Origin of the sequence: Sphingomonas sp. STIS6.2 (genome assembly GCF_000732685.2) — a bacterium.
In the GTDB taxonomy this organism is placed as follows: Bacteria; Pseudomonadota; Alphaproteobacteria; order Sphingomonadales; family Sphingomonadaceae; genus Sphingomonas; species Sphingomonas aerolata.
Genome location: NZ_JPDP02000001.1, coordinates 1 through 26,130 on the forward strand (window position 1 = coordinate 1; position 26,130 = coordinate 26,130).

The 26,130-nt window shown below is 68.2% G+C and carries 29 protein-coding genes; 13 read left to right on the forward strand and 16 right to left on the reverse strand.

Translation table 11 applies throughout. The annotated features are described in order from the left end of the window. The 8 genes from sphst_RS21425 to sphst_RS00040 all read right to left on the reverse strand — a co-directional run. Positions 1-1,666: flagellar hook-length control protein FliK (locus sphst_RS21425; RefSeq protein WP_159043432.1), on the reverse strand; the 1,666-nt coding region annotated here is incomplete at its 3' end. A 34-nt stretch (positions 1,667-1,700) separates the two neighbouring features. Next, positions 1,701-2,126 carry a hypothetical protein gene (locus sphst_RS00010; RefSeq protein ID WP_031395548.1) on the reverse strand — a complete coding sequence of 142 codons (426 nt, stop codon included), beginning with the start codon at positions 2,124-2,126 and terminating at the stop codon, positions 1,701-1,703. Next, positions 2,119-3,444 (reverse strand): FliI/YscN family ATPase, encoded by a 1,326-nt coding sequence (locus tag sphst_RS00015; protein ID WP_056409652.1) that lies wholly within the window; start codon positions 3,442-3,444, stop codon positions 2,119-2,121. The genes sphst_RS00010 and sphst_RS00015 overlap by 8 nt, the downstream gene beginning before the upstream one ends. Continuing rightward, positions 3,445-4,233 (reverse strand): FliH/SctL family protein, encoded by a 789-nt coding sequence (locus sphst_RS00020; protein WP_056409654.1) that lies wholly within the window; start codon positions 4,231-4,233, stop codon positions 3,445-3,447. After that, complete coding sequence (fliG, locus tag sphst_RS00025; protein ID WP_031394705.1) at positions 4,226-5,230, reverse strand: flagellar motor switch protein FliG; 1,005 nt, start codon at positions 5,228-5,230, stop codon at positions 4,226-4,228. Before fliG ends, sphst_RS00020 begins: the two co-directional genes overlap by 8 nt. Next, positions 5,230-6,921, reverse strand: coding sequence for a flagellar basal-body MS-ring/collar protein FliF (gene fliF, locus sphst_RS00030; RefSeq protein ID WP_107044981.1), 1,692 nt, complete (start codon positions 6,919-6,921; stop codon positions 5,230-5,232). Before fliF ends, fliG begins: the two co-directional genes overlap by 1 nt. A gap of 4 nt (positions 6,922-6,925) precedes the next feature. Then, the gene (gene fliE / locus sphst_RS00035) at positions 6,926-7,288 is read right to left on the reverse strand and encodes a flagellar hook-basal body complex protein FliE (protein ID WP_031394529.1); all 363 of its coding nucleotides are present in this window, start codon (positions 7,286-7,288) and stop codon (positions 6,926-6,928) included. Beyond that, positions 7,285-8,601 (reverse strand): sigma-54 interaction domain-containing protein, encoded by a 1,317-nt coding sequence (locus tag sphst_RS00040; protein WP_107044982.1) that lies wholly within the window; start codon positions 8,599-8,601, stop codon positions 7,285-7,287. Before sphst_RS00040 ends, fliE begins: the two co-directional genes overlap by 4 nt. A gap of 243 nt (positions 8,602-8,844) precedes the next feature. Between sphst_RS00040 and sphst_RS00045 the strand changes: the two genes are divergently transcribed. Next, positions 8,845-9,666, forward strand: coding sequence for a flagellin N-terminal helical domain-containing protein (locus tag sphst_RS00045; RefSeq protein WP_031394272.1), 822 nt, complete (start codon positions 8,845-8,847; stop codon positions 9,664-9,666). A gap of 274 nt (positions 9,667-9,940) precedes the next feature. On the opposite strand, the gene sphst_RS00050 is transcribed toward sphst_RS00045, so the two are convergent. The 8 genes from sphst_RS00050 to sphst_RS00085 all read right to left on the reverse strand — a co-directional run bounded on the left by sphst_RS00050 (position 9,941) and on the right by sphst_RS00085 (position 16,167). Continuing rightward, positions 9,941-10,720: a FliA/WhiG family RNA polymerase sigma factor gene (locus sphst_RS00050; protein ID WP_031394271.1), complete on the reverse strand. Its 780-nt coding sequence runs from the start codon at positions 10,718-10,720 to the stop codon at positions 9,941-9,943. After that, positions 10,717-12,777 carry a flagellar biosynthesis protein FlhA gene (gene flhA, locus sphst_RS00055; RefSeq protein WP_031394270.1) on the reverse strand — a complete coding sequence of 687 codons (2,061 nt, stop codon included), beginning with the start codon at positions 12,775-12,777 and terminating at the stop codon, positions 10,717-10,719. Before flhA ends, sphst_RS00050 begins: the two co-directional genes overlap by 4 nt. 4 nt (positions 12,778-12,781) lie before the next feature. Next, on the reverse strand, positions 12,782-13,648 hold the full coding sequence (locus tag sphst_RS00060) for a hypothetical protein (RefSeq protein ID WP_031394269.1): 867 nt from the start codon (positions 13,646-13,648) through the stop codon (positions 12,782-12,784). Positions 13,649-13,720: 72 nt separating this feature from the next. After that, positions 13,721-14,038, reverse strand: a complete 318-nt coding sequence (locus sphst_RS00065; RefSeq protein ID WP_031394268.1) for a hypothetical protein — start codon at positions 14,036-14,038, stop codon at positions 13,721-13,723. After that, positions 14,025-14,339, reverse strand: coding sequence for a flagellar biosynthesis anti-sigma factor FlgM (gene flgM / locus sphst_RS00070; protein WP_031394267.1), 315 nt, complete (start codon positions 14,337-14,339; stop codon positions 14,025-14,027). Before flgM ends, sphst_RS00065 begins: the two co-directional genes overlap by 14 nt. Positions 14,340-14,405: 66 nt before the next feature. Next, on the reverse strand, positions 14,406-14,927 hold the full coding sequence (locus tag sphst_RS00075; protein WP_320481756.1) for a flagella basal body P-ring formation protein FlgA: 522 nt from the start codon (positions 14,925-14,927) through the stop codon (positions 14,406-14,408). Beyond that, complete coding sequence (locus sphst_RS00080; RefSeq protein ID WP_107044983.1) at positions 14,924-15,520, reverse strand: flagellar motor protein MotB; 597 nt, start codon at positions 15,518-15,520, stop codon at positions 14,924-14,926. Before sphst_RS00080 ends, sphst_RS00075 begins: the two co-directional genes overlap by 4 nt. Then, positions 15,517-16,167 carry a motility protein A gene (locus sphst_RS00085; RefSeq protein ID WP_031394678.1) on the reverse strand — a complete coding sequence of 217 codons (651 nt, stop codon included), beginning with the start codon at positions 16,165-16,167 and terminating at the stop codon, positions 15,517-15,519. The genes sphst_RS00080 and sphst_RS00085 overlap by 4 nt, the downstream gene beginning before the upstream one ends. Positions 16,168-16,439: 272 nt before the next feature. On the opposite strand from sphst_RS00085, the gene sphst_RS00090 reads away from it, so the two are divergent. The 12 genes from sphst_RS00090 (at position 16,440) to motA (ending at position 26,129) form a co-directional block, all read left to right on the forward strand. Next, the gene (locus sphst_RS00090; protein WP_031394679.1) at positions 16,440-16,784 is read left to right on the forward strand and encodes a flagellar basal body rod protein FlgB; all 345 of its coding nucleotides are present in this window, start codon (positions 16,440-16,442) and stop codon (positions 16,782-16,784) included. Positions 16,785-16,787: 3 nt separating this feature from the next. Then, the gene (flgC, locus tag sphst_RS00095; RefSeq protein ID WP_031394680.1) at positions 16,788-17,198 is read left to right on the forward strand and encodes a flagellar basal body rod protein FlgC; all 411 of its coding nucleotides are present in this window, start codon (positions 16,788-16,790) and stop codon (positions 17,196-17,198) included. A 2-nt stretch (positions 17,199-17,200) separates the two neighbouring features. Then, on the forward strand, positions 17,201-17,881 hold the full coding sequence (locus tag sphst_RS00100) for a flagellar hook assembly protein FlgD (RefSeq protein WP_031394681.1): 681 nt from the start codon (positions 17,201-17,203) through the stop codon (positions 17,879-17,881). A gap of 36 nt (positions 17,882-17,917) precedes the next feature. Further along, complete coding sequence (locus sphst_RS00105; RefSeq protein ID WP_031394682.1) at positions 17,918-19,189, forward strand: flagellar hook protein FlgE; 1,272 nt, start codon at positions 17,918-17,920, stop codon at positions 19,187-19,189. A gap of 26 nt (positions 19,190-19,215) precedes the next feature. Then, positions 19,216-19,968 carry a flagellar basal body rod protein FlgF gene (locus tag sphst_RS00110; protein ID WP_031394683.1) on the forward strand — a complete coding sequence of 251 codons (753 nt, stop codon included), beginning with the start codon at positions 19,216-19,218 and terminating at the stop codon, positions 19,966-19,968. 14 nt (positions 19,969-19,982) lie between these two features. Further along, positions 19,983-20,771 carry a flagellar basal-body rod protein FlgG gene (flgG, locus tag sphst_RS00115; protein WP_031394684.1) on the forward strand — a complete coding sequence of 263 codons (789 nt, stop codon included), beginning with the start codon at positions 19,983-19,985 and terminating at the stop codon, positions 20,769-20,771. 14 nt (positions 20,772-20,785) lie between these two features. Then, entirely contained in the window at positions 20,786-21,481 is a 696-nt protein-coding gene (locus sphst_RS00120) for a flagellar basal body L-ring protein FlgH (RefSeq protein ID WP_082447096.1), read from the forward strand. A gap of 10 nt (positions 21,482-21,491) precedes the next feature. Continuing rightward, positions 21,492-22,583 (forward strand): flagellar basal body P-ring protein FlgI, encoded by a 1,092-nt coding sequence (locus sphst_RS00125; RefSeq protein ID WP_031394687.1) that lies wholly within the window; start codon positions 21,492-21,494, stop codon positions 22,581-22,583. Next, positions 22,580-22,909, forward strand: coding sequence for a rod-binding protein (locus tag sphst_RS00130; RefSeq protein WP_031394688.1), 330 nt, complete (start codon positions 22,580-22,582; stop codon positions 22,907-22,909). Before sphst_RS00125 ends, sphst_RS00130 begins: the two co-directional genes overlap by 4 nt. Further along, positions 22,906-24,255, forward strand: a complete 1,350-nt coding sequence (gene flgK, locus sphst_RS00135) for a flagellar hook-associated protein FlgK (RefSeq protein WP_056409686.1) — start codon at positions 22,906-22,908, stop codon at positions 24,253-24,255. Before sphst_RS00130 ends, flgK begins: the two co-directional genes overlap by 4 nt. 5 nt (positions 24,256-24,260) lie before the next feature. Continuing rightward, the gene (locus sphst_RS00140) at positions 24,261-25,154 is read left to right on the forward strand and encodes a flagellin N-terminal helical domain-containing protein (protein WP_031394195.1); all 894 of its coding nucleotides are present in this window, start codon (positions 24,261-24,263) and stop codon (positions 25,152-25,154) included. A gap of 111 nt (positions 25,155-25,265) precedes the next feature. Then, complete coding sequence (motA, locus tag sphst_RS00145) at positions 25,266-26,129, forward strand: flagellar motor stator protein MotA (RefSeq protein ID WP_031394196.1); 864 nt, start codon at positions 25,266-25,268, stop codon at positions 26,127-26,129. Position 26,130: the final 1 nt, after the last annotated feature.

Here is a 26,130-nt window from a genome sequence, read left to right on the forward strand (position 1 = left end):
GCTGCTGCTGCTGCTGGCCGGCGCCGGTATCGACGTTGCTCTGCGTCAGCTTTATCCCGCGCGCATCGGCGAGTTCGGCCAGCCGCGGCTGCGCGTCCTGCAACAGCGTGCGCGTGGCGGCCTGTTCGGCGGCGAAATGCACATGCAGCGTATCGCCGTCCTTGCGGACCGAGACGTCGATCGTGCCGAGTGCATCGGGGATCAGGCGGATCCGCGTGTCGGTCGTGTTGGCCGCATCGCGCAGAATATCGATCCGCTCGATCATCGCAGTTGGCCAACGGTCTTGGCGCATGTCGAGCGGCGCTTGTACGTCCACGGTCGGGGCAAGTGCGTGAACGGTGCCGGCGGCGGCGAGCGGGGCGAGCAGCGTCGTGTCGTCCCGTAGGCGGGGCTCGTCACGGCGCTGCGCCGCCGCCTGGATCGCGGCGCCGAAGACCTGCGCGGCGGAGGCAACGGTGCGGGGTTGCGGCTGTGTGGCGGCGGCGGGCGGCTGCTGCACGACGAGGGTCACGGGTGGTGCGCCGTCGCGTGACGACCATCGCGGTGGCGGCGTGTCGGCGCTGGCGGAGTCCGCGGCAACTGCGGGCGGCAGTGCCGGAGCCTGAGCCGGCGCGCCCGGTGCCGGCAAGGGCATGACCGTGCCATTGAAAGAGGCGGGCGGCGGCAACGCTTCCCCTGCTGGCAGGCTGGGGGTGTCGGAAAGCGCGACCGGGCGGGTGCCCGACAGGATCGCGGCGGCGACCTGGAAATCGGAAGCCGCGGCAAATGCCGGGCGTGCGCCGGAAGGCGGCGGCGGGGCATTGCTGCTTGGCGTCTCATCGACGGCGGGCGTATCCGCCGTCGCTGGCGTGGCGATCCCGGACTGAAAGGCAGGAGCCTTCCTTGCGGCGTCGCGCGCAAACGCAGCGGCGGGTAGCGGCTCTGGCATCGTCGAGAGAGGGGGAGCCTGTCGCGCGCCGGGCTTGTTCGACCTGGCGAACGCGTCTCCCGCCAACGTTGCCGTGCTGATACCAGCTTCGGGCAGCGTTGCCTGCGGTGCGGCGGACGGCAGGGCTTGGGGGGCATCGGTCACGACCGGCACGGCGGTCGGATCTGCCCCGGGGATCGTCGCCTGTTCTGTCGGTGTGTCGTCGGTGGCGTCGGAATCGCGCGGACGTTTCGCCGTGGTCGGACGTTCGGTGCCGCGCAGGCCGATCCGGATGACGCGCTCCGGCGGCGGCGGAAGCCGGTTTTCGACCGGTGCCGGGTCCGGGCCTTCGATCGGCACGTCGCCGCCCCCTCCGACCAGCGGCGACACAAGCGGCGATTTCACCGGCGTGAGCGCGGACGTGCCCAATGCGACGGGCGCGAGCGCGGCCGCCGCTGCGGCCGCCGGTACGTCGGCTTTAATGTCCGCTGTTGCCGCGAACGGCACCTGGGCGAAGGCGACGCCCGGCGACCAGAACGGCAGTGTTTCGGCCGGAGCGGCGGCATCCGGCAAGGGCTTGCCGCCGCTGACAGCCGGTTGCCGGGTGATGCTATCGGCCGGTGCGACGTCGGCCACCAGCCCGGTGTCGAGCAGCGCAGCTAGCGTGTCGCCGAAATCACCCGCGGACTCGCCGCCCGCCACGCGTGGCACGGCCGTAAGGGCTAGGCCAGGAGGGGAGGCAAGCGCGGGCAGGATCATGCAATCTCTCGAATAGGGCGGTGTCAGCCCGTACTCAGCAAGGATCGTGCCGGTTCTTCCTGCAGGCCGGTGCCTCCTCGAGCGCGCGCAGCTCCCGGATGACCGCATCGGCCTGCGCACGCGCGATGAGCTTTTCGACCGCGCTCTGGTCGCGCTGTGCGGCGCGGGTCGCATCGGTGGCACGCGCGACCTGATATTCCGCCGACCGGACGCGCTCGACCGCGGCGTCGGCGGACTGTTGCAGGCGTTCGCGGTAATGCGCCGACGCCCCCAGCGAGACCGCGACCGCCGTCTGTTCCACGGGAGCGACGGCGGCGGCCAGGCCGGAAATCCGGGTGGACAGCGCCTGTTCGCTGGCGGCCTTGTCGTGCGCGCGGGCTTCGTCGGCGCGGGTCAGGCCGAGCTGCAAGGTCCGGACGCGGTGGATCCGTGCCAGCGTCTTGGCGCGGGCGTCAGCCACCGAAGACACCGACCAGCTCGGCCACCGAATCCGCCAGCGACACCTTCTCGTCCGAATCCTGGCGGATATACTCCATGATCGCGCCGTGGCAGGCGATCGCATTGTCGATCGCGGGGTCGGCGCCCGCACGATAGGCGCCCATCAGCACGAGGTCGCGATTTTCCTCATAGGTCGCCAGATTGCGGCGCAGTACGCGCGCGGCCCGGACATGCGGCGCATCGGCGATGTCGGTCATCACGCGGCTGACCGACGGGCCGATGTCGATAGCGGGATACACGCCGCGCTCGGCCAGCTGGCGGCTCAGCACGATATGCCCGTCGAGGATCGAGCGCGCCGAATCGACGACCGGGTCGTTGCCGTCATCGCCGTCCGCCAGTACGGTATAGATCGCGGTGATCGACCCGCCGGTATGGACGTCGACGCCCGCGCGCTCGATCAGGTTCGGCAGCATCGCGATGGCGGACGGCGGATAGCCGCGTGCGGAGGCGGGTTCGCCGAGCGCGAGGCCGATCTCGCGGCCGGCATGCGCGACGCGGGTCAGCGAATCCATGATCAGCAGGACCTTCTTGCCCTCGTCGCGAAACCCTTCGGCGATCGCGGTGGCGCGCAGCGCGCCGCGGATGCGGAGCACGGGCGAGTGATTGGCGGGCACCGCGACGACGACCGAGCGTGCGCGGGCGGCGCCGGCGACCTTGGTCTCAAGAAAGTCGGCGACCTCGCGGCTGCGCTCGCCGATCAGCCCGATGACGATCACGTCGGCCTGCGCGGCGCGGACGATCATGCCGAGCAGCACCGACTTGCCGACGCCCGACCCCGCCATGATGCCGACGCGCTGACCCTGGCCGATCGTCAGCAGGCCGTTGATCGCGCGCACGCCCACGTCCATCGGCTGAAGCACGCGGCCACGGTCGAGCGGCGACTGGAGCTTGCCCGCGAGCGGCCAGCGGCCGGCCCCGCGGATCGGACCGAGGCCGTCGATCGGCTTGCCCGCGCCGTCGACGACGCGACCGAGCAGTGCGGCGCCGACCTCGGCCTCGCCCGGAGGACCGATCGGCTTGACCGGCGCACGCGGCAGGAGCGCGGCGGGACCACCGAGATTCATCATCAGCGTACGCCCGTTACGAAAGCCGATCACCTCCGCCTCGACGCTCGCGCTGCCCTCGCCGACCTTGCACACGGTGCCGACGGGCAGGGTCAGCCCGACCGCCTCCATCAGCAGCCCGTCGAACGAGGCGAGCCGGCCCGACACCCTGGGGGCCGCGACGAAATCGGCGTTGCCGAGCGTTTCGAGATAATCGGCGGTGAAGCGGTTCAGCACTCAGGCGGCTTTCGCGGGCACCGCGACGCGGTCGATCGCGCTGGCGAGCTGGTCGAGCCACATGGCAGGGCCGTCCTCGACGATCGTCGACGCGCTTTCGAGCACGAAGCTGCCGCGGGCGACATTGGGGTCGCCGGCGGCAAAGATCGACTTGGGCAGCGTGCCTTCGATCAGCGCGACGTCGTCGGGATGCAGGCGCAGCAACGCGGCCTCGGCGGAATCGGCGAGCAGTTCGGTCGCGGATTCGATCCGCCCAGCGAGCAGATCGGGCGAGATGCCGATCTCGCCGACCAGCTTGCCGACCAGCAGCAGGACGGTCTGACGAAGCTGCGTCGCGACCCGGTCGCGGTCGAGCCGGTCGGTGGCGAGCGCGGCGGCGAGCGAGGCGAGCAGCGCCTGGTCACGCGCGGCATTCCCCTGTGCCACCGCGGCTGCGGCGGCGAGGCCCTCGGCATAGCCTGCGGCATGCGCGGCGGCGAGCGGATCAAGGAAGCTCTCGGTCTCGCTGGCGGGATCGAGCGGATCCCAGCCTTCGGTCGGATTGCTGTCCTTGTCGGCGGGACTGAAATGCTTCGGCCCCGGAGTCGGCGCGCTCGGGGGCGGCGTGGGCGTGGCGCCCTGCGGCGCGAACCCGGTCGCCCGGCGCGGTGCGGCGGCGACACGATCGCGGATATCGGCAGCGGCAAAGCCCATCGGCGGCGCGAAGGCGTGCGCGAGCAGCTGCGCCGCGGTGTCGTGGCGCGCGGCGAAACCCGCGACGAAACCGGATGCCCCGACAAACTTAGACATAGTCGTCTTCGCCTCCGCCCATCATGATCGTGCCATCCTTGGCGAGCCCGCGTGCGGTCGCGATCATCGCCTTCTGCGCCTCGAGCACCTCGGCGAGCCGCATCGGTCCGCGCGACTCCATCTCGTCGCGAATGCCGTCGGCGGCGCGCGCCGACATGCAGCCGAGGAAGCGGTTGCGCACCGCCTCGTCGACGCCCTTCAGCGCCTTGGTGAGGATCTCGCCATCGACGTTGCGGATCAGCGTGCCCAGATTCTTGTCGTCGAGCTCGAGCAGGTTGTCGAACACGAACATCGCCTCCTCGATCGCCTTGGCGACGTCGCGGTCGATCTTGAACAATTTGGGCATGACGCGCTGTTCGGTCGCCTTGCGCGCGCCCGACAGGATCTTGGCCGCCTCGCGCGTGCCGCCCAGCGTCACGCCCTGGCCGCTCGATCCGGTCCCGGTGCGGTTGGCGAGCAGCGTGCGCAGCGTGTCGACCGCCTCGGGCGTGATCGGCCCGAGCCGGGCGATGCGGTGGAGGATGTCGGGCTGGACCGCATCGGGCATCAGTTCGAGCACCTGGCCGCCGACCGACGCGTCGAGATTGGCGATCAGCACCGCGGCGATCTGCGGATGCTCCTTCTCGATCATCGCGGCGATCTCGCTTGCATCGAGCCAGTCGAGCAGTTCGAGTTCGCACGCCGCCTCAGCCGGGGTGATCCGCGCGAGCACGCTCTCGGCCTTTTCGCGGCCGAGCGCGCGGTTCATCACCGCCTCGATCTTGGGACGGGGGTCGAAGCCGATCGTCGTGCGCTCGCGTGCGCGGTCGACGAAATCGTCGAGCACCGTCTCGACCTCCTGCTCGGAGACATCGGCGACCTTGAACATCGCCGCGCCGAGCTGACGGACCTCTTCCGGGTCGAGCTTCTGCAGGATCGCGGCGGCTTCGTCCTCGCCCACCAGCATCATCAGCACGGCGGCACGTTCCACGCCGGTATAGGTGCGCAAGCCCTCCATCAGCGTGCATCCGCCTTGATCATGTCGCGCACGGCGAGCGCGGCGCGGGTCGGATTGTCGCGGGTGAAGCCGCGGACCGCGCCGACCCGCTCGTCATAGCCGCGCGAGCTTTCGAGCTGGTCGAGGCTGACCGGGGGGACGACGACCGGACCGGTCAGGGCCTCGGCATCCTCGCCCTCGGCACCCTCGATCGTCTGGCCGAAGGCGGGCCGCGGCGTCGCGTCCTCGCGCTTCTTCATCAGCGCCTTGGCGATCGGCCGCACGCCAAGCAGCAGGACGAGCAGCGCGATGACGATCGCGGTTCCGTTGCGCGCGAGTACCGGCAGCCACGCATTGTCGTACCAGGCGAGGCCGGTATCCGCGGCGGCATCGGCGCCGGCGAACTTGCGGCTGATCACCGTCACATTGTCGTTGCGCGTCTGATCGAAGCCGACCGCGCTCTTCACCAGGTCGGTGATCTGGTTGATCTCCATCGCGGTGCGGCGCGTCTTGTCGGGATCGCGCAGCAGCACCGCGACCGACAGGCGCTTGACGCTGCCCGGGGTGGCGCGGGTCACCGACACTTCGCGGCCCAGGTCATAGGCGCGCTGATACTGGTCGGACTGCTTCATCGCGTCGGGGGCGGGGCCACCGGCGACGGGCTGCGGCATGCCGGGATTGCCGGTCGCGGGCTGCGGTGCCTGGAGCGTGCTGGCGGCGGGCGGCGTGTTGCTGAGCGCGCCGGGGATGCCGCCCGGTGTCGCCGCGCCGTCCTTCTGGTTGCCGGTCCAGTTGCCCGTTTCGGCGCGCAGCACGCCCTGCTTGTCATAGCTTTCGCGCGTTGCCTGGGTCTCGTCGAGATTGACGTCGGCCTGAACCTCGGCGGTGAAGTTGCCGGCCCCGACCAGCGGGGTCAGCAGCTGGATCAGCTGGGTGCGGTACTTGTCCTCGACGCGACGCTGGATCTCGATCCGCTTGTCGCCCGCCGCACCGACGCCGTCGACGCCGCCCGGCTTGGTCAGCAGCGCGCCCATCTGGTCGACGATCGTCACCGAATCGGGCTTCATGCCGGGTACCGACGATGCGACGAGGTTGATGATCGAGGCGACCTGTGCGTCGCTCAACGACCGGCCGCCCTGCAGCTTCAGGATCACCGAGGCCGAGGGCGCGGCATTGTCGCGGACGAACACCGAGGCTTCGGGCGTCGCGAGATGCACGCGCGCCTCGGCGACCGCGTCGATCTCCTCGATCGACCGGGCGAGCTCGGATTCGCGCGCCTGGCGCAGGCGTTCGCCTTCCACCGCGCGGCTGACGCCCATCGGCAGCTGGTCGAGGATCGCGTAACCACCGGGCGCCGCCTTGGGCAGGCCCTGGCCGGCGAGCAGCATCCGCGCGCGCGAATAATCCTCCTCGGCAACCGTCAGTGAGCCCGTCGAATCGTCGATCCGGCTCTTGATGTTCGCGGTCGTCAGCGCGGAGGTGACCGCGGCCTTGTCGGCATCGGGCAGGTTGGTGAACAGCGTCTTCTGCGTCGGCGAGGACAGCGTCATCCACGCAAGCGCGGCGGCGGCGATCAGGCCGATCATCAGCACCATCGGCAGCGAGCGGCGTACCGCGGGCTGCGCGAAGGCGGACTTTATCTGCTTGAGCGGGTTGGCGAATTTCTCGGGGAGGCCATTGGCCGACGAAGCGGGGATGAGGGCAGTGCTCATATCATTACACCGGCATGCTCATGATGTCCTTGTAGGCGGACAGGAGTTTGTTGCGGACCTGAAGCGTCGCCTCGAACCCGACCGACGCCTGCTGGCGCGCGAGCATCACTTTGGCGATGTCGACGGTCTCGCCGCGCTCATAGCTTTCGCTGAGCTTGGCGGCCTGGGTCTGGCCCTCGTTCACGCTCTTCAGCGCGGTTTCCATCGTGTCGCCGAAGCTGACGGGTTTCGTCTCGGTCGGCGCGATGGTCGGGCCGGTCTGGCTGGCCCGCGCGAGTGCCTGGTTGCGCTCGAGGATCTGCGAGCGAAGCGCCATGACGCGGTCGACGCTCATCGCGCCGCCGCCAATTCCGCTGACGCCGCTCATGCCGACATCACCCGGGCGAAGTCCTCACCCTGTTCGCGCGCCTTGGCGAGGCGGTAGCGCAGCGTGCGTTCCGAAATGCCGAGCCGACGCGCGGTCTCGATCCGGCTGCCGCCGCATGCCTTCAGCGTCTCGCGGATCGCGGCGAACTCGCTCATCTGGACAATGGTGCCCAACGTGTCGGTCTGCGGTTCGGCGGGCGTCGCGGCAACGGGCACGAGCGGTTCGGCGATGGGCGCGACGACCGGCGCGGGGCGCGGGGCGAAGGTCATCGTCACCGGGCGATCGAACAGGATGTGGCTCGCCTCGATCGTGTCGCCGCCGCAGAATAGCAGCGCGCGCTGGATCACGTTCTCGAGCTCGCGGACATTGCCCGGCCAGTCGTGCAGCATCAGCGCCTCGATCGCCGCGCGCGACGGCCAGGGAATGACGTTGCGGTTGCCGGCATGACGCAGGATCATCGTCGCGGCGAGCGCAGGGATATCCTGCGGCCGCTCGGCGAGCGACTTGGTGGTGAGCGGGAACACCGCGAGCCGGTAATAGAGATCGGCGCGGAACCGGCCGGCAGCGACCTCGCCCTGCAGGTCGCGGTTGGCGCAGGCGATGACGCGGACGTCGATCGGCTGCGGCACGGTCGCGCCGAGCGGCACCACCTCTCGCTCCTGCAGCACGCGCAGCAGCTTGGCTTGAAGCGTCAGCGGCATCTCGGCGATCTCGTCGAGCAGGATCGTGCCGCCGTTCGCGGCGCGGAAAAAGCCCTCACCGCCCGACGACGCGCCGGTGAACGCGCCCTTCTGGTGGCCGAACAGCATCGCCTCGAGCATCGATTCGGGGAGGGCGGCGCAGTTGATCGCGATGAACGGGCCGTCCTTGCGCGGCGAGCCATTGTGGATCGCGCGGGCCAGCACTTCCTTGCCGGTGCCGGTCGGGCCGTTGATCAGCACGGTGATGTCGGCGGCGGCGACGCGCTCGGCGAGCGCCAGCAGTGCGAGCGATTCGGGGTCGGCGGCGGTTGGCATGTCGGGCCCGCCGATCAGCGCGCGGGCAAAGCCGTTGCCGACCGCGGTATCCTCGGCGGCGAAGCCGATCCGCGCGGGCGCACCGCTCCGCGACGGGGTGACGCTGCGGCCTTCCGAACCGATCACGACGGTGCGCGCGGGGTAGGCGACGAGCTCGCCCTCGGCGACGAGGAACAGGTCGTTCGCGCCCGGCTGTGCGGTGTCGAGCGATCCGATCCCGAAGCCCTGCGCACGCAGGGACGAGACGAGCGCATATTTGCGCGCCGTGACGGCGGCGGATGGAAAGATCGAGCGCATGAAGTCCCCCTGTGACGATTCGGGAATGCGGCCTTGAGGGTAAAGGCGCGGTTAAATCGTGCCGCGTCGCGGCAAACTATTTCCGGGCGCGTTCGCGCGCGCGTGTACGGGAGCGCGCCACGCCGGTGCGCGAGGGGCGGATTTTTTTCTCTAAAGCCCGGCGCGGGGCGGCCGTTACCCATCCTGACGGCTCGGTCCTTCGCCACGGGGGCGGCGGGGTAGCCGGCATGAAGGAGCTTAATCATGACTGTTATCGGGACCAACGTAGCCTCGCTGCGCGCCGCCAACGCTTCGACCACCGCCAATTCGGCGCTGTCGACGGCGATGGAACGTCTGTCGACCGGCAAGCGTATCAATTCGGCCAAGGACGACGCAGCGGGCCTGGCGATTTCGACGTCAATGACGGCGCAGATTAAGGGCATGAACCAGGGCATCCGCAACGCCAATGACGGTATTGCGATGGCGCAGACCGCTGATGGCGCGCTCGCCGAAGTCGCCAACATGGTTCAGCGCGTCCGCGAACTCGCGACTCAGGCTGCGTCGGGCACGTACAGCGCCGACGATCGAACCAACATGCAGATTGAAGTTACCAACCTGACCGCTCAGGTTGGCAAAATCGTGAAAGACACTGAATTTAACGGTGTCAAGCTATTTGGCGCTGCCGGTGCGGGCGGGACGACCACAATACAGACCGGCGCAAACGCAGCCGACACCGTCGACCTCTTCGTCGACGATTTGACGGACTTTGCGGCGATGACGGTAGATATCTCCGACGCGAACGGCACCAAGGCAAATGCGGTCCTGACTGTACTCGACGGTAATCTGAAGACGCTTAACTCGGTCCGCGCCGGCCTTGGTGCCGCGCAGAGCCAGTTGCAGTCGTCGGTAAACAATACGACGTCGAACGTGACCAATCTGTCAGACGCACGGAGCCGCATCGAGGACGCCGATTTCTCGGCCGAGACGCAGGCACTCGCCAAGGCGCAGATCCTGAGCCAGGCGTCGACCGCGATGCTCGCACAGGCGAACCAGAGCCAGCAGGGCGTGCTGAAGCTGCTTCAGTAATCCGATCCCGGCGCCGGCACCGGCCCCCGATCGGGTGCCGGCGCCAGTCGGATCGCCCCCCGGTAAACGGGGCGCAACGAACCCCGGTGGCCTCAAGGCCGCCGGGGTTTTGTGCGTTGGGATGACAGTGGGTTGGCTGAGCGCGCGAGAGTCGACTTGCGCTATCGTCGCAGTGCGGTGGCGATATGACCCGCGGGGACGACGTGTCCGTTCGGTCGTCGGATCGGATTATCGTCCCCCTGGCGGGGGCGGCATGGATTGGCCTGGCTTGCGGTCAGACCTTGCGGGCGAGCGCGCGTTTCAGTTTCGCGTGCGCGGACGCCTTGATCTGGCAGACGCGGGCGGCGCCGATGTCGAAGACCGCGCCGATCTCCTCGAGGTTCATCTCCTCGACATAATAAAGCTGGATCACCTGCGCCTCGCGTTCGGGCAGCGCGGTGATCGCGGCGATCAGCGCGGCGCGCAGGTCGCTGTCGGCGAGCTGTTCGAACGCGTCGGGGGTGTCGTCGGCGAACCACGGCATGTCGTCGGCATAGACCTCGTCGATCGAATCGAACCGGATCGCGTCCGCGGTCACATAGTCGCTGCGCAGCTTGTCGATGCTGACGCCGATATGCTGGGCGATCATGGCGTCTCCGGGGGCCTTGCCCGTCTGCGCGGTGAGCGTGGAAATGGCGTCGGCATACTCCCGGCGGCGGCGCATCGCACCGCGCGTCGTCGTCGCCTGGCGCCGCAGTTCGTCGATCATCGCGCCGCGCAGGCGGGTCGCGACATAGGCCTTGAACGGCGTGCCGCGCTCCTCGAACCCGGCCGCCGCCTCGACCAGCGCGACGAGGCCGACCTGCACCAGATCCTCGACCTCGACGATGCTGCTCATGCTGCCATGCACGTGCCACGCGATCCGGCGGACCATCGCGAGATGCTGTTTGACGAGCTGGTCGGGGTCGCCGCCGGGGCGTTGCTGGGGACGATAGGTGAGGGGCCCCGTCGGGATTTCGCCGGCGCGCGCGGGGTGGGCCTTGTCGAACGCCGCGGTCATCGGTTCGGCGCTCATGCGGCCAGCGCCTGCTGCGGTGCGCCGATGACCGCGACGACCTCGACCGCCTTGTCCTCGGGCACTTCGAAGAACGACATGACCGGGGTGTCGGGCAGGCATGTGCGGACCAGCTTGCGGATCGCGAGGCGGATCGCGGGCTGGACGACGAGTGCGAACGGCTTGGCCTCGGCGATCAGCGGCTGCGCGGCATTCTGCAGCGCCTCGACGATGCGGCGGCCGAGATCGGGTTCGATGACGTGGCGGCGCGACTGGTCGGCGCGCATCGCCTGGCCGAGCAGCCCTTCGAGATGCCCCTCGAGCGTCATCACGCGGAGCGGCTCGCGCATCCCGCACAGTTTCTGGATGATCAGCGCGCCGAGACGCGGGCGGATCAGTTCGATGATCTCCTCGGCATCCTGGCTGCGCTGGGCGGCGACCGCGATCGCGGCGGCGATGCTGCGGAATTCCTTCAGCGGGATGTTCTCGGCGAGCAGGCCCTTGAGAACCTGGGTCAGCGTGGTGATCGGGATCGGCGCGAGCGCGGTGACGAGTTGCGCCGCGCGCTCCTTCAGCCCGTCGAGCAGCGCCTGGACCTCGTCCGGGCCGAGCAGATCGGACGCGGTCTGGCCAAGCATGTGGTTGAGATGCGTCGCGACCACCGTGCCGGGATCAACAACGAGATAGCCAGCCCCGGTCGCCGCATCCGCGTCCGCGGTCGAGATCCAGGTCGCGTCGAGCCCGAAGGTCGGATCCTTGGTGGTCTTGCCGATCAGCGAGCCGAACGCCTGGCCGGTGTCGAGCGCGAGCATGTCGTCGGGCGACACGGTGTCCTCACCGACGACGACGCCGTTGACGATGATGCGGTAGACATAGGGGGCAAGGTTGATGTCGTCGCGGACGCGGACCTGCGGCACGACGAAGCCCAGTTCCTTCGACAGCTGGCGACGGACGCCGGTAATGCGGCCCATCAGCGGCGATCCGCGGCGGTCGTCGACCAGCGGCACGAGGCCGTAGCCGATGTCGAGATTGACCTGCATGCCGTCGGTAACCTCGTCCCAGCCGATCTTCGACTGGTCGATCGCCTCGACGGGGGCGATGACGACGGGGGCGGGGCGACGCTCGATCTGGCGCAGCTTCCAGGCTGCAAACCCGGCGATCGCGGCGGCGGGCAGGATCACCATGTGCGGCATGCCGGGCAGGACGCCGAGCAGTGCGAGGATCACTGCGACCGGCGTCCAGGTGCGGGGGCTACCGAACTGGCCGCCGATCTGGCCGGCGAGATCCTTGTCCGAGGTGACGCGCGTGACGATCGACGCTGCGGCGATCGACAGCATCAGCGAGGGCAGCTGCGCGACGAGCGCGTCGCCGATCGCGAGCAGGATGTAATTGTGCGCGGCGTCGGCGATCGACATGCCGTGGCTGACCGGGCCGAGGATCAGCCCGCCGATGATGTTGGCGGCGAGGATCAGCATCGCGGCAACCGCGTCGCCCTTCACGAACTTCGACGAGCCATCCATAGAGCCGTAGAAATCGGCCTCGGTCGACACCTCGATACGGCGCGCCTTCGCCTCGTCGGGGGTGATCAGGCCGGCGTTGAGGTCGGCGTCGATCGCCATCTGCTTGCCGGGCAGCGCGTCGAGCGTGAAGCGCGCGCTGACCTCGGAGACGCGGCCGGCGCCCTTGGTGACGACGATCATGTTGATGATCATCAGGATCGCGAAGACGAAGATGCCGACGACATAATCGCCGCCGATCAGGAACGTGCCGAACGCCTCGATGACGTGACCCGCCGCGCTCTCGCCCTCATGGCCGTGGACGAGCACGATACGCGTCGAGGCGACGTTGAGGCCGAGGCGGAACAGCGTCGCGAACAGCAGCACGGTCGGGAAGGCGGAGAAATCGAGCGGCTTCTGCGCGTTCAAGGCGACCATCAGCACGGCAAGGCTGATTGCGATGTTCGCAACGAAGAAGATGTCGAGCATGAATGCCGGGATCGGCACGACCATGACGAGCACAAGCATCAGGATCGCGAGCGGCAGGACCGATGCACGGGCGTTGGAGAGCAGGCGGTTCATGGGTTCAGCCCCCCATCTTCGCGAGCATCAGATAGGCGAGCCGCGCGGTGTCGGGCGTCGGGCGGAGCAGGCTCGCCGAGGTCTGGCCCGCATTGAAACCGGCGTTCCGGGTGCCGAACCGGCCCATCGTCGACGTCGCCCAGGCGAGCGCGTCCTCGGCGCTTTCATTGTTCCCGGTGACGACCGTGCTGCCGTCCATGTCGAGCGCCTGTGCGGCGAACTGGACCGAGCCGGCCGTGGCCGAACCGGTCGCGCCCGCGGCGGCGGCGCCGAGCTTCGTCGAGAATCGCTCGTAGATTGCCGACAGCGAGCGCGGCGTACCGTTGGACTCGTAGAAGACGCCGCGATTGGCGCGCGCGGCGGAGGGGAACAGCGCGGCGCCACTTGCGTCCGGATTGGCCTGCATCGTCGTCAGGAACTTCGACGCGCCGCCGAGCCCCAGGAAATGCGCCATGTACAGATCGGTGCCGGTCGCGGTGCGGCCAAGCTTGCCCTCGAGCGCGTCCTTGTTGTCCGACGCATGTTCGGCCGCCATCATCGAGGCGGCGGCGGGATCGTTGCGCAGCGCGAGGATCGCCTGGCGCGTGCCGGCATCCGCGACGCCGAGACGCCCGCCCGAGGACTGGCCGATGCTGTCGGCCGCCCAGCCGAGACCATGCTCCGCGCCGTGCTTCTTGACGACCGCGAGCCAGCTCTGTTCGATGAACTGGTACAGACCCGACGCGCTCGACGTGCCCGCCTTGGCATTGGCGTTAAGCCCGCTTTCGAGCTTCGCCTGGCCGAGCAGATAGTCGAAATCCACGCCCGTCTTGCTGCTCGCAAGCGCGATCGCGGACTGGATCCGGCCGGTAGTGATAGGATTGACGGTCATCCCGCGAGTAATGTCCCTGTTTCAGGACACTACACAGCAAGGGGCGTGCCAGATCTTGCCCGGCCGCGCGGATCAGGCGTAGGCAGCACCCATGCGTGGGCGATAGCCGGCAATGCCGCCCTCGCCGGTCAAGGTTTGCAGGCGGCGGCGGACATTTGCCGCCATCAGGTTGGTATAGATGCGGCAGGTTTCGTTGAGGCGGTTCGCCTCGTCCGCCAGCTCGCGCAGTTCGGGACCGGCAGGGCCGGTGCCGAGCGTTGCGACCGCATTGATGCCGTCGAGCTTTTGCGTCGTCGCGCGCTCCAGCCCAGCGACATCGTTGGATTTCAGCGCCGCAATCTCGGCATGCAGCGCGTCGATCACGCGTACCAGGGCGTCACGCCGGGTCATTCGGTGCCCATTCCAGTTTGAAGGCGAGGAGCCGGTCGGCGATCGTCGCGGGCAGGATCGGGAAGGTGCCGTTGGCGACCGCCTTCTTGACCGCGGCCACGCGCGCTTCGTTGATCGGGGCGGCGGCGGCCATCGTCCGCGCGAGCGCGATCGACGAGGTTGCCGAGGGTTCTGCCTCGACCGCACGGTCGGGCGCCTGCGCCAGAGGCTGGGCGGACGGCTGGACGGGCGTCGTCGCGGCGATGCGCGCGACGCTGCGCTCGCCTCCCGTCAACGGCTTCGAGCCGATCGATTCCACCATGTCTGCACCCTCTGGTTCTTGCTGACAGAGGGAGAAACGGCCGGCGTGCGAAAAGCTTTAACAAAATTAATTCGTCCAGCCGGGCAGGGTCGCGCGGCCGCTGGCGACCGCGATCGCCTGGACCGGCGTGCGGGTGTCGTCGACCTTGACCATGAAGCGCGCGCCCGGGGCGGCATCGGCCAGCGCGACGCCCTCGCGACTGATCGAAAAGCCGTCGGTGCCAGCCTCGATCACGATCGGATCGCCGCGGCGGATGACGGGGGCGGCCTTCACGACCGGGGCATAGGCCGCACGGGTCGTGGCGGGCGTCGCGCCGGGGGCCGAGGCCGGACGGATGACGGGGACGAAGATGCGCCAGGCGGGGCCGGCACAGGCGACGACCACCGCGTCATGCGCTTCGGTCCGCCACGACATCGCGACGGTAGGGCACGTCGCGAGCCGCAACCGCGAGTCGACCGTCGTGCGCGCGCCACCCTCGGCACCGATCGGCCGGCCGGTGAATGCCGAGACCGCGCGATCGAGTGCGGCGATATCCTGGAAGCCGGCGGACGGCGCACCGGCAGCGATCATCAACAGGGCGAGCATCATGAGGGGGTCCTTGGCGGTTCGCCGACAAAGGCTTGGGTGACGATGGCGGCGCGGCGGCCGGTGGTCGGCGAGGTCGCGAGCGTCACGCGGCCGGGGGCGACATGGGCGATCGCGGCCGCGACGGCGCGGGCACGGTCCGAGGCGAGGATCGCCGCGCTGCGCGTGACGGGGTCGACATCGCCGGGCGAGCCGTCGACCGATCCGGTGACGGTGATCTGGACGCGCGGGTCCCGCACCGCGTCACGCGCCCAGGCCGCCAGCGTATCGGGTGACGTCGGCAGCACAGCCGAGCCGACCGTGAAGTCGAGCATGCCGGCCGCGGCGACGGGCAGGGCCGTGGGTTGGGCAGCAGCAAGTAGACCGCCGGGTACAGGCAGTTTCGGCCGCGCTGTGTCGACGGTTGGCGTTACGGAGGCGCCGAAACCCTCGCGCAACCCGGCCGCCAGCGCGCGGGGCGCGAGCGGACGGCTACCTGCGGTCTGCGTGGCCTGGAGGAGCACGAAGAAGCCGACCAGCAGCAAGGCGAGGTCGGCGAGCGTGATCAGCCAGAGCGGACGCCCGGGCTGCGGCTCGGGATAGTCGCCGACCGTCATGCGACGCTCATCAACGGTGCGCGCGGGGCCTCGCGCGCGGCGAGCGCGACGAGTGGCGCCTCGATCCGGGCACGTTCGAACGCCTCGTTGCGGCCCTGTGCGCGCAGGCGGTTGGCGACCGGCATGAAGACGAGGTTGGCGAGCAGCGCGCCATAGAGCGTCGCGAGCAGCGCGATAGCCATCGCGCCGCCGATCGCGGTCGGATCGCTCATCGTCGCGAACATTTGGGCGAGCCCGATCAGCGTGCCGACCATGCCCATCGCGGGCGCGAGTTCGGCGGCTCCTGCCCAGACGTCGGCGGCGGCGACGTGGCGTTCGATCCGGGCATGGCGGCGATGCCGGATGAGCAGCGCCACGTCGCTGGCGCTCGCGCCGTCGACGATCGCCGCGATACCGGCGGCGATGTCGGGATCGGCGATGACGGTGCGGTCGAGCGCCATCGCGCCGTGGCGCTGGGCGATGCGGCCGAGCGCGACGATCTGCTGGAGCAGCGCATCGCCGTCGAGCCGGGCGCGGCCGAGCGTCTTCAGCGCCGCGATCGCGCGGACCAGATCGCGCAACGGCGTCCGCAAGGCGACGCCGAGGATCGTGCCGCCGCCGACGATGGCGAGGGCAGCAGGGTCGAGCAGATGGGCGAGCGTGATCATGTCCCGTAAGTCTTTGCAAGGGCCGGGCCAGTTCGCGATCCCCCGGTGAGCGGGACTCGCGCGGGCCGGTGGTTTGCCGGCTGCGCGACGGGTCGGCACCACGCCTGCCGGAACGATTGCCGCCACCTCTGCCGGGGCGGCAAGGCGTTGCCGGCCGGGTTGCCGCGCGCTTGCCGCCGGGCGGCAAAGCGGCATCATCCGGTCGGCGAGAGTGAACTGGCACGGCCATTGCTTTGGAAGGCTTGCGCAATTCAGCGCGGGAGTTCGGTCCAGTGTCAGGTGGCTCGCTGTTCGGCGTTCATGGTGCGGCCCTCGAGGTGCGATCGCAGCGCATGGGGGTGCTCGCGTCGAACATCGCCAATGCCTCGACCCCCGGCTTCAAGGCGCGCGACATCGACTTCAAGTCGGCGCTCGCGTCGCTCGAGACGGATGGCGCGGGCGGGATCGACGCGGCGACCAAATACCGCGTGCCGACGCAGACCTCGATGGACGGCAACACCGTCGAGCTGAACCAGGAACAGACCGCGTTCGCCGAGAATGCGGTGCAGTACCAGACCACGCTGTCGTTCCTGAACGGGCGGATCAGCCAGGTCACCCGCGCGCTGAAGGGGGACTAAGCGATGGCCAATGCGCCGATGACGATTTTCCAGGTCGCGGGCCGCGCGATGTCCGCGCAGCTATTGCGGATGAACACCACCGCGTCGAACCTCGCCAATGCGGGCGGCGTCGCGGGGTCTGCGGAGGCTGCGTACAAGACGATGAAGCCGGTGTTTCGTACCAGCTTCGACGCCGCCAGCGGGATGTCGACGGTCGATGTCGAGAAGGTCGTCACCGCCGGCGAGGCCCCCGCCAAGCGCTATGACCCGAACAATCCGATGGCCGACAAGGATGGCAACATCTTCGAGGCGGCGGTCGATGAAACGCGCGAGCTGGTCGACATGATGGAGACCGCGCGCAGCTACCAGAACAATGTCGAGGTGATGCAGACTGCGAAGTCGCTGATCATCGATACCCTCAAGCTAGGCCGCTGATCATGGCAAGTTCCTTCGACTCCACGCTTTCCAACCTCGGCATTACGCGCGCGACGACCGCCGCGACGACGACCACGGCATCCAATTCGACGACTCTCAACCAGTCGGATTTCCTGAAGCTGATGACCGCGCAGATGCAGAATCAGGACCCGTTCAACCCGGTCGACAACACCCAGATGGTCGCACAGATGGCGCAGTTCTCGAGCCTCGCCGGTATTTCCGAGATGAGCACGACGATGAAGTCGATTGCCGACAAGCTGAACGTGACCAGCGCGAGCGATGCGATGGCCTATGTCGGCAAGACCGTGCTGACCGCAGGCGACACGGCCTATGGTCGGACCAGCGGCGGGCTGGCCGGCGGGATCGAGCTCGGCGCAGCGGCGAGCAACGTCAACGTCACGATCACCGATGCCAATGGCGGCGTGCTGAAGACCATGTCGCTCGGCAGCGCCGACAAGGGCACCGTGAACTACGACTGGGACGGCAAGACCGCGACCGGCGAGGATGCCGGGACGGGACCGTTCAAGGTCATCGTCAACGCCCAGAATAATGGCACGACCGTTGCATCACAGAACCTCGTCTGGGCGCCGGTTCAGTCGGTTTCGACGACGACCGGTGCCGCCATCCTCACGCTACCGGGCCTCGGTGAGGTCCCCGTCACCGCGGTTCGCCAGATCGGCTGATCGCCCGCTGCTTGCCAGAATTCCAGGAGTAACCCGATGTCCTTCTATACCTCGCTTTCCGGCCTCCAGGCCTCGCAGACCGAAATGTCGACGATCTCGCACAACCTCGCGAACGTCTCGACCAACGGTTTCAAGAAGAGCCGTACCGAATTCGCCGACGTGATCGCGTCGAGCGTGTCGCTGAACCCGGCGCAGCAGATCGGCTCGGGCACCGTGGTGCAGGGCAATCGGCAGCAGTTCAGCCAGGGCAATCTCATCCAGTCGGCCAACGCGCTCGATCTCGCCGTGTCGGGCGACGGCTTCTTCGTGGTCAAGCCGAGCACGACGTCGCTCAACGTCAACTATACGCGCAATGGCGGCTTCCTGGTCGATGCCGATCGCTATGTGGTCGATTCGAACGGCAGCCATCTTCAGGTCTATCCGGTCGACGGGTCGGGCAAGGTCGTCGCATCGGGGCTCGATTCCGCGGTCAGCCTCCAGCTTCCCGCCACCAGCGGCAAGGCCGTTCCGACCGCGAACGTGTCGATGTCGCTGAACCTCAGCGCCAATGCGGCGATCCCGGCGACGAAGACGTTCGACCGGTTCGACCCGACCAGCTACAACCAGTCGGCGCAGACGACGATCTACGACGCGAGCGGCAACGCGCAGACGCTGACCAATTATTTCAAGCGCACGACGACGCCCGATGCCGCCAACGGCAATACGAGTAGCTGGGAAGTGTTCAGCTATGTCGGCGACAAGCCGATGACCACCAGCGGTGCGGCAAGCGTCGAGCTGGACTTCGACACCACCGGCAAGCTGACCGCGCCGACCACTGCGGTCGCGTTCGACCCGTTCACCACTGCAGGCAGCAGCACGACGCAGCAGTTCGGCTTCACCTTCGGGCTCGACACCATGCAATTGGCATCGGCGTTCAACGTCGCCGCGCGCGCGCAGGACGGCAAGGCGGTCGGCCAGATCCAGGGCGTGACGATCGACGAGTCCGGCATCGTCAAGGCGAGCTTCTCGAACGGCGACACGCAGGCACTCGGCCAGGTGATGCTCGCCAACTTCTCGAACCCCGAGGGTCTGCGCCAGCTCGGCAGCAGCTACTGGTCGGCGACGGGCATTTCGGGCGAGGCCAAGCTCGGCATCGCCGACGTCAACGGCTTCGGCAAACTGATGTCGGGGACGATCGAGCGCTCGAACGTCGACATCACCGAAGAGCTCGTCTCGCTGATCGCGGCACAGCGCAATTTCCAGGCGAACTCGAAGGCCTTGGATACCGCAAGCCAGATCTCGCAGACCATCTTCAACATCCGCAGCTGACCCAGGGCGCGGACGGAGAACCCTGAATGGATAAGCTGGTCTACACCGCGGCGACGGGACTGCGCGCGCACATGGCGGCGCAGTCGGCGATCGCCAACAACATGGCGAACGCGTCGACCACCGGATTCCGCGCCGACCGCGTGGTGTTCGACCGGATCGACCTGAAGGGTGGCGGCCAGCAGTTCGAGGCGCGCGCGCCGACGTCGGAGGAAGTGACCGACGCCGACCGCGCGCCGGGGGCGATCCAGACCACGGGCCGGCCGCTCGACGTCGCGGTCACCGGCGCGACCGCATGGCTCGCGGTCCAGGCGTCGGACGGCTCCGAAGCCTATACGCGGCGCGGCGACCTGGAGATCGCGCCATCGGGCGTGCTTCAGACCGGCGACGGTTTTCCGGTGATGGGGTCGGGCGGGCCGATTACGATCCCGCCCTATGACACGCTCTCGATCGCGGGCGACGGGACGATCTCGATCGTGCCGCAGGGTGGCGACGCGAATGCGCCGCAGGTGATCGACAAGCTGAAGCTGGCCGACACCAAGGGGTCGGACACGGTCAAGGGGCTCGACAATCTGCTGCGTGTGCGCGGTGGCGGCGTGCTGCCCGAGGATCTCGATGCGAAGGTGCAGGGCGGGGCGATCGAGGGATCGAACGTCAACATGACGCAGGCGCTGGTCGACATGATCGAGAATCAACGCAGCTACGAGGTCCAGGCCAACATGCTGAAGTCCGCCAAGGACATGGATGAAAGCGGTGCATCACTGATGCGCCTGCCGAGCTAAGGAAGGATTAGGCCATGAGCAGTTCCGCCATGCATATCGCGCGTACCGGGCTCGATGCCCAGGATACGCGCATGCGGGTCATTTCGAACAACCTCGCCAACGTCAACACGACGGGGTTCAAGAAGGATCGCGCCGCGTTCGAGACGCTGGCGTACCAGGTCGTCACCGCACCGGGTGCGCAGTCGACGTCGGAGACCAAATACGCGACCGGGCTCAACCTCGGTACCGGCGTCCGGATCCAGGGCACGGCGCGGATCGATACGCAGGGGTCGATGCAGACGACGGGCAACAGCCTCGACCTCGCGCTCGACGGCGACGGCTATTTCCAGGTGCAGATGCCCGGCGGCACGCTCGGCTACACCCGCGCGGGCAATTTCTCGCGCAGCCCCGAGGGGCTGATGGTGACCAGCGAGGGTTATCAGGTGATGCCCGGCATCACCGTGCCCGAGGGGACGACCAACATCACGATCGGCCAGGACGGTACCGTCTCGGCGACGATCCCCGGCCAGTCGGAAGCGCAGCAGATCGGCCAGATCCAGGTCGCGAGCTTCGCCAATGGTGCCGGGCTCCAGGCGACCGGCGACAATTACCTCGTCGAGACCGCCGCGTCGGGCGCCGCCAATCTGGGCGTTGCCGGGCAGGATGGCCGCGGTCGCGTGCGGCAGGGGATGCTCGAGGCGTCGAACGTCAACGTCGTCGAGGAGCTGGTCGACATGATCGAGACGCAGCGTGCGTATGAGGTCAATTCGAAGATGATCTCGGCGACCGACGACATGCTGAAATACGTCAACCAGAACATCTGATCGCAGGGCGCATCATGGCATTTCCGATCCCCACGCGCGCGCCGATCGCGCTCCTCGCGATTGCCGCCGGCACGCTCGCGCCGTTGTCGGCGCCGGCCAGGCTGTTCGGCAAGAAGGCGCCGCCCGAGGACTTCACCGTCGCACGGCCGCTGCCCGTGCCCGTGGCGTCGCCCGCGACCGGATCGATCTTCCAGGCGCAGGACGGCTATGCCGCGCTGTACGAAGGCTGGCGGGCGCGGAAAGTCGGTGACCCGCTGACGATCGTGCTGGTCGAGCGCACCGCCGCGTCGAAATCCTCGGGCTCGAAGCTCGACAGCAGCGGCTCGGCAAGCATCACCCCGCCGACGACGGGCGCTCTGAACCTGTTCAACCGCGCCGATGCGACGATCAGCGGCGGGCGCAACTTCAACGGCGCAGGCGCCGCCGACCAGGCGAACTCGCTGTCGGGCGAAGTCAGCGTGACGGTCGCCGAAGTCTATCCCAACGGCACGATGCTGGTGCAGGGGCAGAAGCGCGTGACGCTTAACCGCGGCGACGAGTTTCTTAAGATCAAGGGGCTGGTGCGCACCGCCGATGTCGACCGCGACAACCGCGTGCTGTCGACGCGGGTCGCCGATGCGCAGATCTCGTACACCGGCAAGGGCGATGTCGCCCGCGCCGGCCGCCAGGGGTGGCTCAGCCGCTTCTTCTCCGTCGTCAGCCCTTTCTGAGGCCGTGACCATGCGCTTCCTGCTCGCCCTTTTCGCCTCGCTCCTGATCGCAGCCCCGGCGTCTGCCGACCGGATCAAGGATCTGGGCGGGTTCCAGGGGATCCGGTCGAACCAGCTGACCGGCTACGGCATCGTCGTCGGGCTGCCCGGCACGGGCGACGACAATCTGGAATATACCGTCCAGTCGCTTAAAGCCGTCGCGTCGCGCTTCGGGCTGCAGCTGCCGCCCAACGCCAATCCGGGGATGAAGAACGCCGCGGTGGTGATGATCACTGCCGAACTGCCGCCCTTCGCCAAGCCCGGCCAGCGGCTCGACATCACCGTCGCGTCGATGGGCAAGGCCAAAAGCCTGCGCGGCGGCAGCCTGATCATGACGCCGCTGCTCGGCGCGGATAACCAGATCTATGCGATGGCGCAGGGCAATCTCGCGGTCGGCGGGCTCGGCGCGGAGGGCGCGGACGGGTCGAAGATCGTCGTCAACATCCCCTCGACCGGGCGCATCCCCGAGGGCGCAACGGTCGAGCGCGCGGTCGCGACCGGGTTCGACAGCGCGCCGATGCTGACCTTCAATCTCGCGCGCGCCGATTTCACCACCGCGCAGAACGTCGCGGGCGCGATCAATTCGAAGCTGGGCTTCGGCAGCGCACAGGCGATCGACGCGGTTTCGGTCGCGGTCCGCGCGCCGGTCGGTGCGGACGTTCGTGCGACCCTGATGTCGACGATCGAGAATCTCGACGTGGTCTCCGCCGAGCCCTCGGCAAAAGTAATCGTAAATGCGCGCACCGGTACGGTCGTTATAAACTCCGCGGTGCGCGTGGGGCCTGCCGCGGTGACGCATGGGAAGCTGACGGTGCGGATCGACGAGAAGCCACAGGTGAGCCAGCCCGCGCCGTTCAGCCAGGGCCAGACCGTCGTCACGCCGAACAGCGCGGTCGCGGTCGAGGAGGAGCGTCGCCCGATGTTCCTGCTGAACCCGGGGCCCCGGCTTGCCGACATCGTCAAAGCGGTGAACGCGATCGGCGCGTCGCCCGCCGACCTCGTTGCCATCCTCGAGGCGTTGAAAGAGGCCGGCGCGCTCAAGGCCGAGTTGATCGTCCTGTGAGCCCGATCGCAGCCCCCGGCCCGATCGATGCGGGCGGCATCTCGACCGATACGAGCCGGCTCAAGTCGAACGACAATCTCGACAAGGCGGGCAAGAAGTTCGAGGCGGTCTTCACCGGCATGATGCTCAAGAGCATGCGCCAGGCGAAATTGAGCGATTCGCTGTTCGAATCCAAGGCGCTCGACACGTTTACCGAAATGCAGGACGCGCGCGTCGCGCAGACGATGGCCGAGCACACGCCGCTCGGCATCGGCAAGGCGATGACCGATTTCCTCGCCAAATCGCAATCCGATCTTAACCCGGGCGCGGCAGAGCCGTCGGCATGAGCGACCTCCTGTCGATCGGCGCGTCAGGCGTGCGGGCGTACCAGACCGCGCTGAACACCGTGTCCGAGAACATCGCGAACACCGGCACCGCGGGTTATACCCGGCGGACGACGAATCTCGGCCAGGTGACCTCGATCGGCAGTGGCATCAATGCGAGCGTCGCGACGGGCAGCAACGGCGTCACCGTCACCGGCATCTCGCGCTCGGCCGACACGTTCCGTTCGCTCGCGGTCCGCAATGCCGGGTCGGATCTTGCCAGGACGGAGACCGCGGCGGCCTGGCTCGGGCGGATCGAGACGTCGCTGACCGACAACAAGCTCGGCGATCGTCTCACCAGCTTCTTTTCCGCCGCGCAGACCTTGTCGGCGGATCCGACCTCGGTGCCGGCCCGGTCGGTGATGCTCGAATCCGCGACCAGCGCGGCCGCGGCGTTTACCGCTACGGGCAAGGCGCTCGACACCGCAGCGGCCGATCTCGACACCGCGACGCGCCAGGCGACGCAGACGCTCAATTCGTTCGGCACCGCGCTCGCCAAGGTCAATGACGGCATCGCGCGTAGCCAGAAGGGGTCGACCAACGCCGCGCAGCTCGGCGACCAGCGCGACCAGTTGCTCGAGCAGATGAGCACGATCACCGATATCAGCACGGAGTTCGACGATCTCGGCCGCGCGACGGTGCGGCTGGGCGGGGCGAGCGGCCCGGTATTCGTGGCGGGCCCCGATGCGGGCAATGTCAGCTATCTGAAGAATGACGAGGGCGCGGTCGGGTTCGTCGTGCAGCGGACGGGCACGACATCGGCGGTGACGCCGTCGGGTGGCGCGCTGGCCGGCTATGCCGAGGGCGCGCAGAAGATCGTCGCGGCGCGCGACACGCTCAACGGCATCGCGACCGATTTCACCACGCAGGTCAACGCCATCCAGGCGCAGGGGCGCGATCTCGACGGCAATCCGGGTGCGGCGCTGTTCAAGACCGGCGACACGCCAACCAGCATCACCGTCGCGCTGACCGATCCGCGCGGCATTGCCGCGGCGGGCGCGACCGGCGGCGCGCGCGATGCGTCGAACCTGGCCGCGCTGCTCGCGACGCGCGACCCGACGACGGGCAGCGAACAGCGGCTGACCAACATGATCACCAGCAATGCGGCGTCGCTGGAGCAGCGCAAGCTGGTCGGCGATGCGCAGGGTGCGATCCGCGACGGCGCGGTGACCGCACGCGATTCGGGCAGCGGTGTCGATCTCGACAGCGAGGCGGTCGACCTGCTCCGCTTCCAGCAGGCCTATCAGGCGTCGAGCCGCGTCATCCAGACCGCGCGCGACATCCTCCAGACCATCCTCGAGATCCGGTAGGCCTTATGCAGATCGCGACCAGCCTGTTCTACGACCGCTCGGCCAAGGCGATGAATACGCTGTCGAAGCAGGCGGACGCGTTGCAGACGCAGATCTCGTCCGGCATCAAATTCACCGCGCCTTCGTCCGACAGCGCCGCCTATCAGCGGCTGGCGGGGCTCGCGCGCGATGCGGTCGACGACAAGGCCTATGCCGCGAACCTGACGACCGCCGCATCGGTGCTGAAACAGTCGGACACCACGCTCAGCGCGATCACCGCGCAGTTGCAGCGCGTGTCCGAACTCACGGTGCAGGCGCGCAACGGCACGCTGAGCGGCGATGCGCGCAAGGCGATCGGCGTCGAAATTGCGGGCATCGTCGATACGATCTCGAGTCTCGCGAACGTGAAGGACCTGCGCGGCCAGCCGATCTTCGGCGGCGCGGACGGCGGGCCCGCGGCGGTGAAGCAGCCCGATGGCAGCTATGCGCTGGCCGCGACCAGCGTCTCGCCGATCCCGGTCGGCGACGGCGCGAGCGTCCAGGCGAACGAATCGGCGTCGCGCGTGCTGCGCGCCGACGGCAAGGATACGCTGGCGGTATTGAGCGCGATCGCAACTGCGCTCCAGGCCGAAAGCTACGATCCGGCCGCGCTCGATACCGCGCTCGACGATCTGTCGGCGGCGTCGGAACAGGTGTCGTCGATCCAGGCGTCGCTCGGCGCGCGCGCGTCGCGGGTCGATCTGGAAACCGCCCGGCTGAAGGACGTCGCGGTCGACCGCGAGGATACCCGTCAGTCGATCGAGGGCACCGACATCACGACGGCGATCACCGAATTGCAGAAGACGATGACGATCCTGTCGGCGACTCAGGCGAGCTTCTCGAAGCTCAGCGCGCTGTCGCTGTTCGATTATCTTCGCTGAGCGCATTTATAGGACGGATCGAGCGGGTCCGGTAACCGGATGGCTACGAAATCCGGTTAATCCTCCGGTGACAGGGCCGGCATTCCGGGCTTTGGGGGAATTTCCAACACCATGTTTCCGATTATCGGCATCGTCGTCCTGCTCGTCATGGTGTTCGGCGGCTTTGCGTTCACCGGCGGGGCGCTCGGCCCCGTGCTCGAGGCGATCCCGCACGAGATGCTCATCATCGGCGGCGCGGCCGCCGGCGCGCTGATCATCGGCAATTCGGGCAAGGAGCTCAAAGGCCTCGGCGGCGGGCTGATGAAGGTCTTCAAGGGCCCGAAATACAAGAAGCAGGATTATCTCGACGTCATTTTCCTCGTCAGCAAGCTGATGAAGATGCTGCGCGTCGACGGGCCGATCGCGCTCGAGCCGCATGTCGAGGACCCCAATTCCTCCGCGGTCTTCGCCGAATACCCCAAGCTGCTGAAGGACCATGCGCTGATCAACCTGATCGCCGACACGCTGCGCCTCGTCGTGGTGTCGAGCGGTACGCTCGACGTGCATGCGGTCGAGGAGGTGATGGACCAGTCGATCAAGACGCATCATCACGAGGAGGAAAGCGCGCACGGCACGCTGACCAGCCTCGCCGACGCGCTGCCTGCGCTCGGCATCGTCGCGGCGGTGCTCGGCGTGGTGAAGACGATGGGATCGATCGACAAGCCGCCGTCGGTGCTCGGCTCGATGATCGGGTCGGCGCTGGTCGGCACGTTCATGGGCGTGCTGCTGGCCTATGGCATGGTCGCGCCGCTCGCGAACCGGCTGAAGCAGGTGCTCGACGCGGACGCCTCGATCTACGGCGTGGTGAAGCAGATCATCATCGCGTCGCTGCACGGCCATCCGCAGCCGCTGGTGATCGAGGCGGCGCGCTCGGGGATCGCGCATCGCAACCAGCCGGGCTTCGCCGAAGTCTTTGACGGGCTGCGCGGGAAGTAGG